Below are 15,588 nucleotides of genomic sequence, written 5' to 3' on the forward strand. Positions count from 1 at the left end.
GGAGATGCCTCGAAGAGAGGTGGCCCGTCAGGCGGGATCCTGTTTATCCAGATAGAGTTCGACGATGCTGGAGAAATCCCGACTTCCCTGCCCCTGGGCAGCATGCAGGTTAAACAGGTTGCGCGCGAGTGCCCCCATGGGCACCGCGCTGTGGCCATGCTCAGCCAGCGCCATGGCCAACCCCAAATCTTTCACCATCAAACGGGTCATAAAGCCCCCCTGATAGTTGCGGGCGGCAGGCACATTCTCCATCACCCCGGGCCAGGGGTTGTAGCGCTCCAGACTCCAGTTGTTGCCGGAGCTCTTGCCCATGATGGTGGAGAGCACGGCGGGATCCAGCCCCTCCTTGACCCCGAGCGCCAGCGCCTCGGCGGTGCCCGCCATGTGGATCGCGAGCAGCATGTTGTTGCACATCTTGGCGATCTGTCCCGATCCCAGCGCCCCTGCGTGAAACAGGTTCTGCCCCATGCAGGCGAGCAGAGGTTTTGCCGCCTCGAAATCCGCCGCGTCGCCGCCGACGATAAAGGTGAGCGTCCCGGCTGCCGCCCCAGCGACACCGCCCGACACGGGGGCATCGATAAAGCGCAAACCGCGCGCACGGGCCGCCTCCCCGACCTGACGGGCAGAGTCGACATCGATGGTGGAGCAGTCGATCACCAGTGCACCAACCGGCAGGGACGCCAGCAGATCCTGCCCGCCCCGCTCACCATCGCTCTCGCCCAACCAGAGGGAGCGCACATGCTCACCGGCAGGCAGCATGCTGATCACCACCTCGCAGCCAGTCACCGCCTCGCGGGCATCCCCCGCTGCGATGCAACCAGCAGCGATGGCTCGCTCGACACTTTGCGCAACCAGATCAAACACCTGCACCGTGTGACCCGCCTTTGCCAGATTGGCCGCCATGGGGCCACCCATGTTGCCGAGCCCGATAAATCCTATCCTTGTCATCCCGCTTGCTCCTTGCGTTGCTGATGGCGGCGTCCGCCGGTTGCCAACCTGCTATTCCTTGCAGGCCAGTGGATTGAGTCCCTGCGGCCAGCGATAAAACTCGTCCAGCCACTCCCCCTCGGGAGGTAACTGCTGCCAGCGGGGATCTTTATCCTTGTCGATCAGCAGGGCCCGCACCCCTTCCACAAAATCCCCCTTGAGCACGCAGTTGACCGAGAGGGTCAGCTCATCGGCAAATACCTCAGCCAGGGAGTGGCGGCGAGCCTGCCAATACTGGCGCCACAAAATGGCGCGGCTGATGGGGCTACCGGTGCGGCAAATCTGCTGCGCCTGCTGGAGCACCGCCTCCTGTTCATCGAAACCGGCGTTGAACAGCCGCGTCAATACCCCTTGCAGCGTGCGCCCCGCCAGCAAGGCATCGATCCTCTGTTGATGGGGCAGCAGCACAGGCGCAGGCAAGCGGGCCGCCACCTCACGGTGCAACCCCCTGAGCAGCAGATCGATCTGCTCACGGGGATCACCACTGACAGCCCAGTCGAGCACGGCGAGGTGTGACAACAGCGTACTGCGCTCACCACTGGCGATGGCATGATCCGCCAACCCGACCCCAAGGGCATCGGCGCCATTGAAACGGGCACCAGTCAGACCGAGCCAGAGCCCGAGTCGCCCCGGCATCCGGCTTAAAAACCAGCTCGCCCCCACGTCGGGGTAGAGGCCGATGGTCACCTCCGGCATGGCGAACAGGCTCTTCTCGGTCACAACCCGAAAATCGGCACCGGCAAACAGGCCAATACCGCCCCCCATGCAGATACCGTCCGCCACGCAGATCAGGGGCTTGCGATAACCGTGGATGTGGTGGTCGAGCCGGTACTCCTGCTCGAAAAAGTCGCGGGCATAGCCAAACAGTTCCGCCTCGCTCGCCTCCTGCTTGCGGTAATAGAAGGAGCGGATATCACCACCGGCACAGAACGCCTTCTCACCCGCCCCCTGCAGCAGCACACAGACGATGGCGGGATCCTGCTCCCAACGAGTCAGCGTCTGTTGCAGGATCCGGATCATCGGCAGGCTCAATGCGTTGAGAGACGCGGGGCTGTCGAGGGTCAACACCCCGATCTGATGGCCATCTTCGGTGGGATGGCAGCTAACCTTGACCGGCTCACTCATAAACGGCTCCGTATGGATTTATTCTGTTGGGCCATATTGCCAGCGTGGTGAGCGTTTCTCCAGAAAGGCGGCCACCCCTTCACGCTGGTTGGCATCGGTAAAGAGATCGAGGAACAGCGCCCGCTCAAGGGGCAAGGCGGCATCACGCGGGCCGCTGCGACCCTGATTAATAAGGGTTTTGCAGGCACGCAGGGCGCTCGGGCTCTGGCGAGCCACCAGCTGCGCCATCTGGTGCGCAGCCTCCCACCCCTGACCGGTTTTTACCACCTCCTCCACCAGCCCCATCTCATAGGCCAGAGAGGCACTCACTTTCTCGCTGCAGAGGATCATTCGCTTGGCCCAGCCAGGCCCCACCAGCTCGGTCAGGCGCTGTGTGCCACCGGCACAGGGGAGCAAGCCCACCGATGCCTCCGGCAATCCCAGCAGCGCCTGCTGCTCGGCGATGCGGATATCACAGGCCAGCGCCACTTCCAGCCCGCCCCCCATGGCATAGCCATTGATGGCGGCGATACTGACCCCGTGAAAACGGGCCAACGCCTCGAAGGCCTTGCCAAAGGCGTCGACCACCTGGCGAGCCAGCTCGACATCCCCCTCGACAAACATATTGAGGTCGGCACCGGCGCAGAAAAATTTGTCGCCCGCACCGCGGATCACCAGCGCCACCACATCGGGGCGACTATCGAGCTCCACCATCATCTGCAAAAAGGCTTGCAGGCTGGCGAGGGTCCAGGTGTTGGCAGGTGGATGGTCGAGGGTGATATAGGCAACGTGGCCATGGTATTCGAGTCTGATCCTTGTCATAACATTGTCCTTGTCGATGAAGCTGCAGCCATGATGACAGGCTTGAATGACACCAACCTGTGGCTGGCTCACAAAGCCGAAACCAGCATGGCATGGCGCAAATCGGGTGGCAGGCCACACACCCTTGATGCGACCACCGGTTAGCCCAGCGACAAGCCGGGATCGGCCAGCAGGCGGCGAGCGATGATGAGTCGCATCACCTCGTTGGTGCCCTCCAGAATGCGGTGTACCCGGGTATCGCGCAGATAGCGCTCGAGCGGATACTCGCGGATATAACCATAGCCGCCAAAGAGTTGCAGAGCCTCATCACAGACCCGATAACCCACATCGGTGGCAAAACGCTTGGCCATGGCGCACCAGGCACTCTTGTCCGGCGCCCCGCGATCCAGCTTGTCGGCGGCCTGACGCACCAACAAACGGGCGGCCGCCAGCTCGGTCGCCATGTCGGCAAGGCGAAACTGCACGCTCTGGAATTCGCTGATCGGGCGACCAAATTGCTGGCGCTGCTGCACATAGGCCAGCGCATCATCTAGCGCCTGCTGGGCGGTGCCCACCGAACAGGTGGCAATATTGATGCGCCCCCCATCGAGGGCCTGCATGGCGAATTTGAACCCTTCTCCCTCCTCACCCAGCCGGTAGCTGGCGGGTATGCGCACCCCGTTGAACGCCACCTCCCGGGTCGGTTGACTGTTCCAGCCCAGCTTATCTTCGGGCTTGCCATAGACGATGCCCGCGCTGTCGGCTGGCACCATAAAGGCGGAGATACCGCTCGCCCCTTCACCACCGGTACGGGCCATCACCACCAGCACATCGGTACTGCCCGCCCCCGAGATAAAGACCTTGGTCCCCTCGATGAGATAGCTATCACCCTCACGCACCGCCCGGGTCTTGAGGGCTGCGGCATCGGAGCCTGCCCCCGGTTCGGTAAGACAATAGGAGCCCAGCAATTCGCCGCTGGCCAGTTTGGGCACCCACTCCTCGGCGACATGAACAGGCAACCAGCTGCCCAGCATCCAGCTCACCATGTTGTGGATGGTCAGATACGCCGTGGTCGAGGTACAGCCCATGGCGAGGCGCTCAAAGATGAGACTGGCATCGAGGCGAGGCAGCCCCAATCCGCCAAACTGCTCCGGGGTATAGAGACCGCAAAACCCGAGCCCGGCCGCCTGTTTGATGGTCGGGATCGGAAACACGTGCTCCTTGTCCCAGCGCGCGGCATTAGGTTTGAGCGCATCGTCAGCAAAGGCGGCGGCCGCCTCCACATACGCCTGTTGATCATCGGTCAGGGTAAAATCCATCTTGTTGTTCGCTCCCTTGTTGCCCTGCGCTTATTGTCCCGCGCTTATTTTCCTGAGTTAGTGCTTTATGACGCAGCGCCCACACACTGGTCATTCGGATCTACCACTATGGCGCTGTTCTCGGGGTAGCTGATGACGCTCTCACTACCCCCTCTCTATCGACACACAACAGACTAACAATTGATTTACGTTTACGCTAACGTAAACTTATGGCAGAAGTGAAGTACAAAAATGGACCGACCACTGCCTGCCGTGACGCCGAGTCAGCCGGTCGAGACAACCTTCCTACCCGACTGTCATATCCGCAAGGAGAGCATGGATGCAGATGGATGAGACCCTGAATGCCCTGACCGAACAGGTTGCGGCTTTCTGCCAGAAAGTGATCGCCCCGCGCGCCAGCGAGATCGATCAGAGCAACGCCTTCCCCCGTGATCTCTGGCCCCGGATGGGTGAGCTGGGTCTGCACGGCATCACTGTGGCGGAGGAGTATGACGGGGTGAACCTCGGCTATCTGGCCCACGTGCTGGTGATGGAGCAGGTGAGCCGCGCCAGCGCCTCGGTCGGCCTCTCCTACGGCGCCCACTCCAACCTCTGCATCAACCAGATCCACCGCCACGGCACGCCGGAACAGAAAGCGCGCTATCTGCCGCCACTGGTGAGCGGCGAGCATGTGGGGGCGCTGGCCATGAGCGAACCGGGCGCGGGATCCGACGTGGTGAGCATGCGCCTCACCGCGGTGCGCGAGGGGGATCACTTCGTGCTGAACGGCAACAAGATGTGGATCACCAACGGCCCGGATGCCGACACCTTCGTCATCTATGCCAAGACCGATGCCGCTGCTGGCCCCAAAGGGATTTCCGCCTTTATCGTCGAGGCGGGTACTCCCGGTTTCACTACCGCACAGAAGCTCGACAAGCTCGGGATGCGCGGCTCCAGCACCTGCGAGCTGGTGTTTGACAACTGCCGGGTGCCGCAACAGAACCTGCTGGGCCCCCTCCACGGCGGGGTCAAGGTGCTGATGAGCGGCCTCGACTACGAGCGAGTGGTACTGGCGGCGGGCCCCCTTGGCATCATGCAGGCCTGCATGGACGTGGTGTTGCCCTATGTGCGCGAGCGCAAGCAGTTCGGCCAGGCCATCGGCGAGTTCCAGCTGGTGCAGGGCAAGCTCGCCGACATGTATACCCGCCTCGCCAGCAGCCGGGCGCTGGTCTACTCGGTGGCGACTGCCTGCGATCAGGGCCGCACCAGCCGTAAAGATTGCGCCGCCGCCATCCTGTTTGCCGCCGAAAACGCCACCCAGATGGCGCTCGATGCCATCCAGCTGCTCGGCGGCAACGGCTACATCAACGAATACCCCACCGGCCGCCTGCTGCGGGACGCCAAACTCTACGAGATAGGCGCCGGTACCTCGGAGATCCGCCGCTGGCTGATTGGTCGCGAGCTGATGGGAGAAAATGCATGAGTCGTATCCACTCCCGTCTCGACACGGCGAGCCCGGAATATGCGGCCAATCGGGCCGCCATGCAGGGGCTGGTGGACGATCTCCACGCCCGCATTGCCGAGATCGCGCAAGGGGGCGGCGCGGCCAACAACGCCCGCCATCAGGCCCGTGGCAAGCTGCTGCCCCGCGAGCGCATCAACCAGCTGCTGGACTCGGGCTCCCCGTTTCTCGAGCTGTCGGCGCTGGCTGGCTGGCAGGTCTATGACGAGCCGGTGCCCGCCGCTGGCATCATCACCGGCATCGGCCGGGTCTCTGGCAGGCTCTGCATGCTGGTGGTGAACGATGCCACCGTGAAGGGCGGCACCTACTACCCGCTCACGGTGAAAAAGCACCTGCGCGCCCAGGCCATCGCCGAGCGGCTGCGCCTCCCCTGCCTCTATCTGGTGGATTCCGGCGGCGCCTTTCTGCCAATGCAGGATGAGGTGTTCCCCGACCGGGATCACTTTGGCCGCATCTTCTACAACCAGGCCCGCATGTCGGCCCAGAACATCCCCCAGCTGGCGGTGGTAATGGGGCTCTGCACCGCCGGGGGCGCCTACGTGCCTGCCATGGCGGACGAATCGATCATGGTCAGGGAGCAAGCCACCATCTTTCTGGCGGGCCCACCGCTGGTCAAGGCCGCCACCGGCGAGGAGATCAGCGCCGAGGCCCTGGGCGGCGCCGAAGTGCACTGCGCCCACTCAGGGGTGGCAGATCATATGGCCCGCGACGATGCCCATGCGCTGGCCATCACCCGCACTCTGGTTACTCATCTGGGTAACGAGCCGGTAGAGACCAGCCCAGGCTACGAGCCCCCCTGCTACCCCATAGAGGAGCTCTACGGTCTGGTGGGCACCAGCCTCAAACGCCCTTACGACGCGCGGGAGCTGATCGCCCGACTGGTGGATGGCTCTGACTTTGACGAATTCAAGGCGCTGTTTGGCACCACCCTGGTGACCGGCTTTGCCCGCATTTGCGGCATGGAGGTGGGGATCCTCGCCAACAACGGTGTGCTGCACAGCGACAGTGCCCAGAAGGGGGCCCACTTTATCCAGCTCTGTAACCGGCGCGCCATTCCGCTGCTCTTTTTGCAGAACATCACCGGCTTTATGGTGGGGAGCAGCGCAGAAAAAGAGGGGATCGCCAAGCACGGAGCCAAACTGGTGACCGCCGTGGCCTGCAGCCGGGTGCCCAAGATCACTCTGATCGTCGGCGGCAGCTTTGGCGCTGGCAATTACGGCATGTGCGGCCGCGCCTATGAACCCGACTTTCTCTTTAGCTGGCCCAACAGTCGCATCTCTGTCATGGGGGGTGAGCAAGCTGCCGGAGTGCTGGTGCAGGTGCGTCGGGACAAGCTGGCCGTTGAGGGCAAGGACTTGAGCGAACAGGAAGCGGCCGCCATCCGTGCCCCGGTGATCGAGCAGTATGAGCGCCAGGGTCACCCCTACTACGCCAGCGCCCGCCTCTGGGATGATGGCGTCATCGACCCGGCCCAGAGCCGCACCGTGTTGGCGCTGGCACTGGCCACCTGTCAGGGTGCCCGCATTGAACCCGAGCAGTACGGCATCTTCCGGATGTAAGGAGCAAACCCATGTCAGATCCACTCACTTCCTCCCAGAACCCGTTTCGGCTGGAGCGGCACGGCCCGCGGGCCGAGCTGGTGCTATCGCGCCCGGCCCGCCACAACGCCTTTGATGCCGACCTGATGCTGGGGCTGCTCGACTGCCTCGATGATCTGGCCCATCTCCATGGTCATGATCTCGCCGAACGTCCTCATGCTTTGCTGCTGCGGGCCGAAGGCAAACACTTTTGCGCGGGCGCCGATCTCAACTGGATGCGCAATCTGGCTCACGCCGATTTCGAACACAATCGCGAAGATGCCCGGGTACTGGCGCGGCTGATGCAGACCCTCGACGAGCTCCCCTTCCCTACGGTGGCGCTGGTGCAAGGGGCAGCCTATGGCGGGGCACTGGGGCTGATCTGTGCCTGCGATCTGGTGCTGGCCAGCGATGATGCCCGCTTCTGCCTCTCCGAGGTGAGCCTTGGCCTGGTGCCTGCGGTGATCAGCCCCTATGTGGTGCGCACCATGGGGATGCGTCAGGCGCGCCGCTACATGCTCAGTGCCGAGCCGTTCGATGCCATCACCGCCTGCCGCCTCAATGTGGCGCATCAGCTCTGCAAACCGGACCAACTGCTGGCGGAAGGGCGGGCGCAGGCCCTGCGTCTGTGCCGCAACGGGCCGGAGGCGATGAAAGAGACCAAACGACTGCTGGCGGCGATAAAGGCCCACCCGTCCCGCCTGCACGAAGAGAAAACCGTCGAGACCATCGCCCGGGTTCGGGTGGGGCTCGAAGCCCAGGAGGGGATGCAGGCCTTCTTCGACAAACGCCCTCCCGCCTGGCGCCCCCGTTTCAAGGATGAGACATGACCCATCACACTCCGATTAAACGTCTGCTGATCGCCAACCGCGGCGAAATCGCCGTACGGATCATCAAGACAGCGAAACGCCTCGGCATCCACACTATCGCCCTCTACTCCGATGCCGACGCCCACGCCATGCACACCCGCCTGGCCGATGAGGCCTGGCATCTGGGGCCCGCGCCAGCCAGAGAGAGCTACCTCGACACCGGCAAGGTGCTGAAGATTGCCAAAGAGGCGCGTGCCGATGCCATTCATCCCGGTTATGGCTTTCTGTCGGAAAACAGCGATTTTGCCACCGCCTGCGAACAACGCGGCGTGCGCTTTGTCGGTCCAAGCGGCGCCGCCATTCTCGCCATGGGTGACAAATCGGGTGCCAAGGCACTGATGCAGGCCGCCGGTGTACCTGTGCTGCCCGGCTATCACGGCACGGATCAGCGGCCAGACTTTCTGCACGATCAGGCGAGCCAGATTGGCTTTCCGCTGCTGATTAAGGCCGCCAGTGGCGGCGGTGGCAAGGGGATGCGGCGGGTCGATCAGCTGGCTGACTTTGACGAATCGCTGGCGGCGGTCAAACGGGAGGCCAAGGCCGCCTTTGACAACGATCGGGTGCTGCTGGAGCGCTATCTGCCCAAGGCTCGCCACGTTGAGGTGCAGGTTTTTGCCGATAGCCTCGGCAACGCCATCTATCTGGGGGACCGGGACTGCTCCTTGCAGCGGCGCCACCAGAAGGTGATCGAAGAGGCGCCCGCTCCCAACATTCCCCCGACCCTTCGCCGCGCCATGGGGGATGCGGCCGTGGCCGCAGCCAAGGCCATCCACTATCAGGGGGCTGGCACCATCGAGTTTCTGCTCTGCAAGGATGAGTTCTTCTTTATGGAGATGAACACCCGGCTGCAGGTAGAGCATCCGGTCACCGAAGCGGTGACCAGGCAGGATCTGGTGGCCTGGCAACTGGCAGTGGCCGAAGGCAAGCCACTGCCACTGACTCAGGATGAGGTGGTGCTGCGCGGCCATGCGGTGGAGGCGCGCCTCTACGCCGAGGATGTGACGGCCGGTTTTCTGCCCGCCAGTGGCCCCATCCACTGGCTGCACTGCCCGGCTGGCGTGCGCATCGACACCGGCGTTACCGCTGGTGATGAGGTCAGCCCCTATTACGATCCCATGATCGCCAAGCTGATCGCCCACGGTCAGAGCCGCGCCGAGGCGTTCGCCAAACTGGCCGATGCGCTGGCGGCGCTGGATCTCGGCCCGTTGGTGCACAACGGCCCGCTGCTGCTGCGCCTATGTGAAGAGCCTGACGTTTTGGCCATGGGCCACCATACCCAGTGGCCCATCCCCACCGAACCGCAGCCCATTCCTGAGCTCGCCTGGCCGCTGGCCACCCTCTGGCTGGCGAGCCGCCCTGCGGGCCCCTCACCCTGGCAGCAAGCCTGCGGATTTCGGCTGGGGCCGGATCGCTGCTGGACAGCGGCGGTGCGCATCGATGATGAGCACCGGGTATTGGCCCTTCACGATCATGGCGGCCAGTTTGAGTGGCAAGGGGAAACCCGTTGCTACCAGAGCGGTGACGATCATATCCGGCTGCAACAGGGGGGCTGCTGGCAGCAGATCCCCGTCCAAACGGTCGCAGGCGCGGAGGCAACCTTTGTCATGACCCTGGCGGGCCAGCGCATCCGTTTCGCAGCCGATGATCAACAGCACAGTCACCACCATGATCAGACAAATGAGAAGGCACAGGGCGCCATTGCCCCGATGCACGGCATCGTGGTGGCCGTGCTGGTCGAGCAGGGACAAGCTGTCAACAAGGGGCAACCCCTGCTGGTGCTGGAGGCGATGAAGATGGAGCACCAATTGCGAGCTGAGCGGGACGGGGTGATTGAAGCCCTGCAGTGCAAGCAGGGCGAGCAGGTAAGCCAGGGGGCCGTGCTGGTGCGCTTTGTCGATACCGATACAGATGCCGCCCCGGAGCATAACGCCATCAACCAACAAGCGAGCAACCCATGACGAGAGGATCAGCGATGCAGGATGACAAGGTCAGTCTGGTGGAGATGGGGCCGCGTGATGGCCTGCAAAATGAAGCCAGCCCACTGGCACTGATCCAGCGGCTGGAGCTGATCCAGCGACTGGCTGACAGCGGCCTGCAGCGCATCGAGGTAGGGGCCTTTGTCTCTGCCAAAAAGGTGCCGCAGATGGCGGACTCCACCGCACTTTTTCAGGCACTGCCGCGCAAGGGGCCAACCCGTTTCGGCGCGCTGGTGCCCAATCTGCAAGGCTTGCAGGCCGCCATTGCCGCCCGCGCCGACGAGATTGGCCTCTTCACCGCCTGTTCCGATGGCTTTACCCGCGCCAATATCGGCATCAGCGTGGAGGAATCGCTGGTGCGCTTCGCCCCGCTGGTGCAGGAGGCGCGCCGCCTCGGCATCAAGGTGCGCGGTTATCTCTCCACCGTCATTGCTTGCCCGTTCGATGGCCCGACCCGCCCGAAACGGGTCGCTGCCATGGCCGAGCAACTGCTGGATCTCGGCTGCCACGAAATTTCGCTGGGGGACACCATCGGCGTTGGCACCCCGGGCACTGTAGTCCCCATGCTGGATGCGGTGCTGCACGAGATCCCGGCTGGGCGGCTCGCGGTACATTTTCACGACACCTACGGCCAGGGCTTGGCCAATTTGCTGCCCGTGCTGGAGCGTGGTATTCGCACCATCGACTGCTCGGTGGCGGGCCTGGGTGGCTGTCCCTATGCACCGGGAGCCTCCGGCAATGTGGCGTCAGAAGAGGTGGTCTACCTGCTGCACGGCCTTGGCATGACGACCGGGGTGGATCTCGACAAACTGGCGGCTGCCGGCCAGTGGGTCAGCGAGCAGCTCGGCCGCCCCAACGGCTCGCGGGTCGGTCAGGCCCTGCACGCCAATGCCGAGCGGCTACGTGCCCGCCTCTGCCAGCCATCTTCCTACTGACAGGAGGCATCACCATGTCCCGTTCCCAGCCCGGCAAGGAGATCACCTACAGCATCTCGGAGCTGGCCCACGAGTTCGATATCACGCCGCGCACCATCCGCTACTACGAGGATGAGGGGCTGCTCACCCCGCAGCGGGAGGGGCAAACCCGCATCTACAGTCACAAGGAGAAGACCCGCCTGAAATTAACCCTGCGGGGCAAGCGGCTGGGGTTTAGCCTGGCCGAGATCCGCGAGCTGTTCGAGATGTATGACACTGACAAATCGAGCAACACCCAGCTCAACTCGATGATCCAGCTTATTGATGAAAAACGCAGCGCGTTGCGCCAGCAACTGGACGATATCCAGATGGTGATGGCCGAGCTGGAGGCGGCCGAACAGCGCTGTGTTAATTCCCTTAACAGCTTGAAAAGCAGCGCAGATTAACCGAATCTGGGAACATGCCATTGCCCTGGTGAACCCATGAAATATTGGTGCTGGTTTTTGTTGTTATTCAGCCTGTCCGGTTGGAGCCGTCCCCTGATCAAGGTTGGCGGTTATCCCTATGCCCCCTTCGTGGTCAAGATCTCCGATTCACACTATGAAGGGCTGACCCTGGATCTCATCGACCAGCTCAACGACATCCAGCAAGAGGTGAGCTTCGTGTTTGTCCCCACCTCGGCCGCCAACCGCTACAAGGCGCTTGATATGGGCCGTTTTTCCCTGATGCTGTTTGAAGACAGCAACTGGGGCTGGCAAGCCAATAAATTCAAGATGACAGCCCCCTTTCTCGGGGCGGTGAAGTCTATGTCGCGCTTAAGAAAGCGGGCAGGGATCAGCGCTTTTTCGACGATCCGGCCAGCCATCACCTCATCGGGGTGACCGGCTATCACTATGGCGTCGGTCAGTTCAATGCCGATCCCGCCTACCTCAAACGCACACTGAATATCACGCTGGTTAAAGACAATATCAGCGCATTGCAAGCCCTGCTCAAAGGGCGTGGCGAGGTGGCCATTCTCAACGTCTCATACCTTAACCAGTATCTGCTGGCCCATCCCGACACTGCCGACCAGCTGCTGATCTCGCAAAAATGGGATCAACAGTATCAACACCGCACCATTCTTCACCCTGCGGCCCCCATTACCCCTGCCCAGTTGGAGCAGTGGCTGGCAGCCCTGCAGAAAAAGGGTGAACTGGATCGCCTTTGGACAAAGTACGGCGTACAACAGCACGCAACCCCATGATTACTATCCCGCTTTTCTGTACCATAGAGGGAACCAAATGGGAGTGCACCATATGAACACCACCAAGCCCGCGTTCCCCAAGCTTCGCCTGTTGCGCTACCTTGCCTACGCTTTCCTGCTTCTGCTGATCCTGATCACCTTGCTGTTGTGGCAGACACCCCGACTGGTCCAGCGCTATCTGCCCGGCTGGCTGGCCGAACACTATGGCCTGCAGCTGACGCTGGGAGAGATTGAGGTAGGCTTGCGCCACCCTTCCCTCACCCTTGGCGCGACTGCACTGCTCGATGCCAAGCAGCAGCCAATCGTCAGTTTTGAGCAGCTCTTGATCACCCCCAACCTGCAAGCCAGTTGGCAGCAGAAGGGGGTTATTCTCTCCACCGTCACCCTGACCAAACCCGTGGTACTGCTGCAACGGCTGGCAGACAAAAAAGGGGACGTTCGACTCAATCTGACCGATGCGCTGGCCACAGTGCTCGCCCCTGCGCCCTCCCCCGAGCCCGAGACGGCGAGCGCCCCGCTGCTGGTCGATATTGCCAGCATCGCTGTCACTGACGGTCATGTGCGCTATCAGGATCAACGCAAGGAGAGCGAACCCGGCTGGCTGCCCCCCCTCAATCTGGAAAAACTGACCCTTAAGCTCGATAACCTGCGCACCGAGGCAAACCACCCGACTGCCTATCAGCTCAATGCCGCCATCAACGGCAAAAGCAGCCTCGCCGCTCACGGCAAACTCGATGTGATGAGCGGCATGGGTCAGGGCAAGATAAGCCTCAAGCAGGTCGAACTGAAACCCTTTGCCCCGCTCTGGGCCCCCTACCTCAAGCTGGATCTGGCCAAGGGACACGCCAACGCAGAAGTGGAATACCAGCTCAAAGAGAGCAAGCAAGGGGTGCAGTGGCAATTGTCGAAAGGTAAGCTGACGCTGGACAACTGGCAGCTTAAAAAACACAAGGGCGACGAGTTTGCCCGCTTCAGCCAGCTGGCCCTCAGCGAACTGGCTATCGATGGCCAGAAGCAGTCACTGCAGATCGGCAAGGTGACCCTGCAGCAACCCCTCCTCAAGGCCACCCTCAACGCACAGCAGGAGCTGGATCTGACGGATCTGCTCATTGAGCAAGCACCAGCCAAACCCGTCAAAGGGACCAATGCGGCAAACGAGGTGGCCAAAAATACGGCTCCCAAGTCGGCACCAAAAACAAAGGCCGCCGGTAACGCCAAACCGACTGCCGCAGACAAACCCTGGCAGTGGCAGATCAAGCAAATCGCCATCGACAAGGGTGATCTCACCCTTACCGAATCAAGCAGCGGCAAACCGCTGGCACGCCAGCTCTCCGGCCTCAAGCTGGCGCTGGGACCGCTGGGCAGCAAGGGGGAGCAATCGAGCAAGCTGACCCTGGCCACCCACTTCAACCAGAACAGCCCCCTCGCCTTTGATGGCCAACTGACCCTGACCCCTTTCGCCTTAAGCGGCGACATCAACCAGCAGGGGCTGCCCCTGGCACTGGCGCAGCCCTATCTGGCTAATCTGCTGCGCATCAAGCTGCAAAACGGGCAGCTGAGCAGCAAGACCAAGCTTGATCTCGCCACCACGGCGCAAGGGGCGCTGGGCAAACTTACCCTGCAAGGAGGCCTTGATATCAGCGGGCTCAAAGTGGTCGATCGGGCTGACAACCAGCGACTACTCGAGATCAGCAATCTCCAGCTCACCGGCCTCGATTATGATGGCATCAGCCAACAGATGCGGATCAAGGACATTGCCCTGAGCAAACCCTTCGCCCGCATCGAGATCAACGAGGATGGCATCACTAACCTGCAACAACTGCTGCTGCCACAACCTGCATCGGGCAAAGGCACTCAAGCGGCTGCAGGCAGCAAGACGACCGCTGGCAGCAAGGGCCCCGACTTTCGCTTCACCATCGACCAGCTGCGCACCGAGCAGGGCAACCTGCGCTTTGCAGATCGCAGCCTGAGTCAGGATTTCGTGGCCGATATCGCCTCGCTGGGCGGTCAGAGCCGCCATATCAGCAATATTCCCGGCCAACGCTCTGATCTTGCCTTCAACGGCAAGGTGGATCGCTATGCACCAGTGACCATTCGTGGCGGCACCAACCTGCTGGTCGCCAACCCGATCCTCGATATCGCGGTGGCCTTCCACAATCTGGAGCTCACCACCTTTACCCCCTATTCGGGCACCTATGCCGGTTATGCCATCGACAAGGGCCAGCTCTCCATGAAGCTGCACTACAAGCTGGAGGGCAATCGGCTGGAGGGGGATAACGACATCACCATCAAGAAGCTGCAACTGGGCGAGAAGATCAAGAGCGAGCAGGCCAAGGATCTGCCGCTGGGGTTGGCCATCGCCCTGCTAAGCGATGCCAACGGGGTCATACAGATGAACCTCAAGGTGAAGGGGGATCTGGATCAGCCGGACTTCAGCATTGGCAATATCTTCTGGGATGTGCTGGGTAACACCCTGAGCAAGGCGATCACCTCCCCCTTCTCGCTGCTCGCCTCACTGGCCGATGGCACCGAAGATCTCGATGAGCTCCCCTTCCTGCCGGGAGACCCCGACCTGACCCAAACCCAGCTGGACAAACTGGCCAAGCTGGCGCAGGCCCTCAAGGATCGGCCAAAGCTCAGCATGAACATTCGCGGCAAGGTCAATTTCAACGAGGAGCGCCCCATACTGCAACGGCAGAAACTGGAGCGAGTGCTGGCCAAGCTCACCGGCAATCAGGCTGATCTCGACTTGCTGGAACAAGATCCCGACCTGCAGGAAGCGCTAGCGAAAGCCTATGAAGAGCGCTTTGGCGAAGATCTGGAAGATCTGGCCGACCGCCTCAGTCTGGATGAAGAGAGCCCAGCCTTGCGGGCCCAAGCTATCGCCCTGCTGCAGGAGCAACAACTCATCACTGCCAAATCCCTGCGTAATCTCGCCATGCGCCGCGCCCAAAATACCAAGGAGTTTCTGGTCGACAGCCAGGGGATCGCCCCGGAACGGCTGTTTGTACTCGACAGTCAGGTCAAGGAGGAGGACAAGGAGGCGAAAGTGGTGCTGACGCTGGATAAGTAAATCAGCCCCTTTTATCATTGCGTAATAAAAATACACCCTTTCAACTTTTTTGACACCTTTTGCTCACCAAACAACCTGATTTGGTGAGCATTTAGCCTGCCACACAAATAATCACGTAGTTTTTTTACGTTTTTTGCCTCTTCCCCCCTTGCAGGAGATCTATCCCCTGCTTAAAATCGCGCGTCTTTTGTTAACCCCCCACCTCTATTTTTGGAGAACGCCAC

Annotated in this window: 11 protein-coding genes and 1 pseudogene; 8 read left to right on the forward strand and 4 right to left on the reverse strand. The window is 61.8% G+C overall.

Going from position 1 to position 15,588, the window contains the following annotated elements; genetic code table 11:
* Positions 1 to 27: 27 nt before the first annotated feature.
* The 4 genes from mmsB to CK911_RS07990 form a co-directional block, all read right to left on the reverse strand.
* Positions 28 to 948, reverse strand: coding sequence for a 3-hydroxyisobutyrate dehydrogenase (mmsB, locus tag CK911_RS07975; protein WP_098969567.1), 921 nt, complete (start codon positions 946 to 948; stop codon positions 28 to 30).
* 51 nt (positions 949 to 999) lie between these two features.
* Positions 1,000 to 2,112: an enoyl-CoA hydratase/isomerase family protein gene (locus tag CK911_RS07980; protein ID WP_098969568.1), complete on the reverse strand. Its 1,113-nt coding sequence runs from the start codon at positions 2,110 to 2,112 to the stop codon at positions 1,000 to 1,002.
* Between the two features lie 18 nt (positions 2,113 to 2,130).
* On the reverse strand, positions 2,131 to 2,913 hold the full coding sequence (locus CK911_RS07985) for an enoyl-CoA hydratase (RefSeq protein WP_098969569.1): 783 nt from the start codon (positions 2,911 to 2,913) through the stop codon (positions 2,131 to 2,133).
* Between the two features lie 140 nt (positions 2,914 to 3,053).
* Positions 3,054 to 4,211 (reverse strand): acyl-CoA dehydrogenase family protein, encoded by a 1,158-nt coding sequence (locus tag CK911_RS07990; protein ID WP_098969570.1) that lies wholly within the window; start codon positions 4,209 to 4,211, stop codon positions 3,054 to 3,056.
* 319 nt (positions 4,212 to 4,530) lie between these two features.
* Here CK911_RS07990 and CK911_RS07995 point away from each other — a divergent pair, with 319 nt between their 5' ends.
* From CK911_RS07995 to CK911_RS08030, 8 genes and pseudogenes are all read left to right on the forward strand, one after another.
* The gene (locus CK911_RS07995) at positions 4,531 to 5,673 is read left to right on the forward strand and encodes an isovaleryl-CoA dehydrogenase (protein WP_098969571.1); all 1,143 of its coding nucleotides are present in this window, start codon (positions 4,531 to 4,533) and stop codon (positions 5,671 to 5,673) included.
* Complete coding sequence (locus tag CK911_RS08000; protein WP_098969572.1) at positions 5,670 to 7,271, forward strand: carboxyl transferase domain-containing protein; 1,602 nt, start codon at positions 5,670 to 5,672, stop codon at positions 7,269 to 7,271. Before CK911_RS07995 ends, CK911_RS08000 begins: the two co-directional genes overlap by 4 nt.
* A gap of 11 nt (positions 7,272 to 7,282) precedes the next feature.
* Positions 7,283 to 8,119 (forward strand): enoyl-CoA hydratase-related protein, encoded by an 837-nt coding sequence (locus CK911_RS08005; RefSeq protein WP_098969573.1) that lies wholly within the window; start codon positions 7,283 to 7,285, stop codon positions 8,117 to 8,119.
* The gene (locus CK911_RS08010) at positions 8,116 to 10,116 is read left to right on the forward strand and encodes a biotin carboxylase N-terminal domain-containing protein (protein ID WP_098969574.1); all 2,001 of its coding nucleotides are present in this window, start codon (positions 8,116 to 8,118) and stop codon (positions 10,114 to 10,116) included. Before CK911_RS08005 ends, CK911_RS08010 begins: the two co-directional genes overlap by 4 nt.
* Before the next feature lie 14 nt (positions 10,117 to 10,130).
* Positions 10,131 to 11,069: a hydroxymethylglutaryl-CoA lyase gene (locus tag CK911_RS08015; protein WP_098969575.1), complete on the forward strand. Its 939-nt coding sequence runs from the start codon at positions 10,131 to 10,133 to the stop codon at positions 11,067 to 11,069.
* Between the two features lie 14 nt (positions 11,070 to 11,083).
* The gene (locus tag CK911_RS08020) at positions 11,084 to 11,494 is read left to right on the forward strand and encodes a MerR family DNA-binding transcriptional regulator (protein ID WP_098969576.1); all 411 of its coding nucleotides are present in this window, start codon (positions 11,084 to 11,086) and stop codon (positions 11,492 to 11,494) included.
* A gap of 36 nt (positions 11,495 to 11,530) precedes the next feature.
* Positions 11,531 to 12,291 (forward strand): annotated as a pseudogene (locus tag CK911_RS08025) (substrate-binding periplasmic protein).
* Between the two features lie 52 nt (positions 12,292 to 12,343).
* Positions 12,344 to 15,364, forward strand: a complete 3,021-nt coding sequence (locus CK911_RS08030; protein WP_098969577.1) for a DUF748 domain-containing protein — start codon at positions 12,344 to 12,346, stop codon at positions 15,362 to 15,364.
* Positions 15,365 to 15,588 lie beyond the last annotated feature (224 nt).

Origin of the sequence: Aeromonas sp. CU5 (genome assembly GCF_002586745.1) — a bacterium.
Lineage (GTDB): Bacteria > Pseudomonadota > Gammaproteobacteria > Enterobacterales > Aeromonadaceae > Aeromonas > Aeromonas sobria.

What these genes read in the sequence shown, in the direction of transcription:
- CK911_RS08010 (WP_098969574.1), top strand. Translation starts at nt 8,116, where the DNA reads ATGACCCATCACACTCCGATTAAACGTCTGCTGATCGCCAACCGCGGC.
- CK911_RS08000 (WP_098969572.1), top strand. Translation starts at nt 5,670, where the DNA reads ATGAGTCGTATCCACTCCCGTCTCGACACGGCGAGCCCGGAATATGCG.
- CK911_RS07990 (WP_098969570.1), bottom strand. Translation starts at nt 4,211, where the DNA reads ATGGATTTTACCCTGACCGATGATCAACAGGCGTATGTGGAGGCGGCC.
- mmsB (WP_098969567.1), bottom strand. Translation starts at nt 948, where the DNA reads ATGACAAGGATAGGATTTATCGGGCTCGGCAACATGGGTGGCCCCATG.
- CK911_RS07985 (WP_098969569.1), bottom strand. Translation starts at nt 2,913, where the DNA reads ATGACAAGGATCAGACTCGAATACCATGGCCACGTTGCCTATATCACC.
- CK911_RS08005 (WP_098969573.1), top strand. Translation starts at nt 7,283, where the DNA reads ATGTCAGATCCACTCACTTCCTCCCAGAACCCGTTTCGGCTGGAGCGG.
- CK911_RS08015 (WP_098969575.1), top strand. Translation starts at nt 10,131, where the DNA reads ATGCAGGATGACAAGGTCAGTCTGGTGGAGATGGGGCCGCGTGATGGC.
- CK911_RS07980 (WP_098969568.1), bottom strand. Translation starts at nt 2,112, where the DNA reads ATGAGTGAGCCGGTCAAGGTTAGCTGCCATCCCACCGAAGATGGCCAT.
- CK911_RS07995 (WP_098969571.1), top strand. Translation starts at nt 4,531, where the DNA reads ATGCAGATGGATGAGACCCTGAATGCCCTGACCGAACAGGTTGCGGCT.
- CK911_RS08030 (WP_098969577.1), top strand. Translation starts at nt 12,344, where the DNA reads ATGAACACCACCAAGCCCGCGTTCCCCAAGCTTCGCCTGTTGCGCTAC.
- CK911_RS08020 (WP_098969576.1), top strand. Translation starts at nt 11,084, where the DNA reads ATGTCCCGTTCCCAGCCCGGCAAGGAGATCACCTACAGCATCTCGGAG.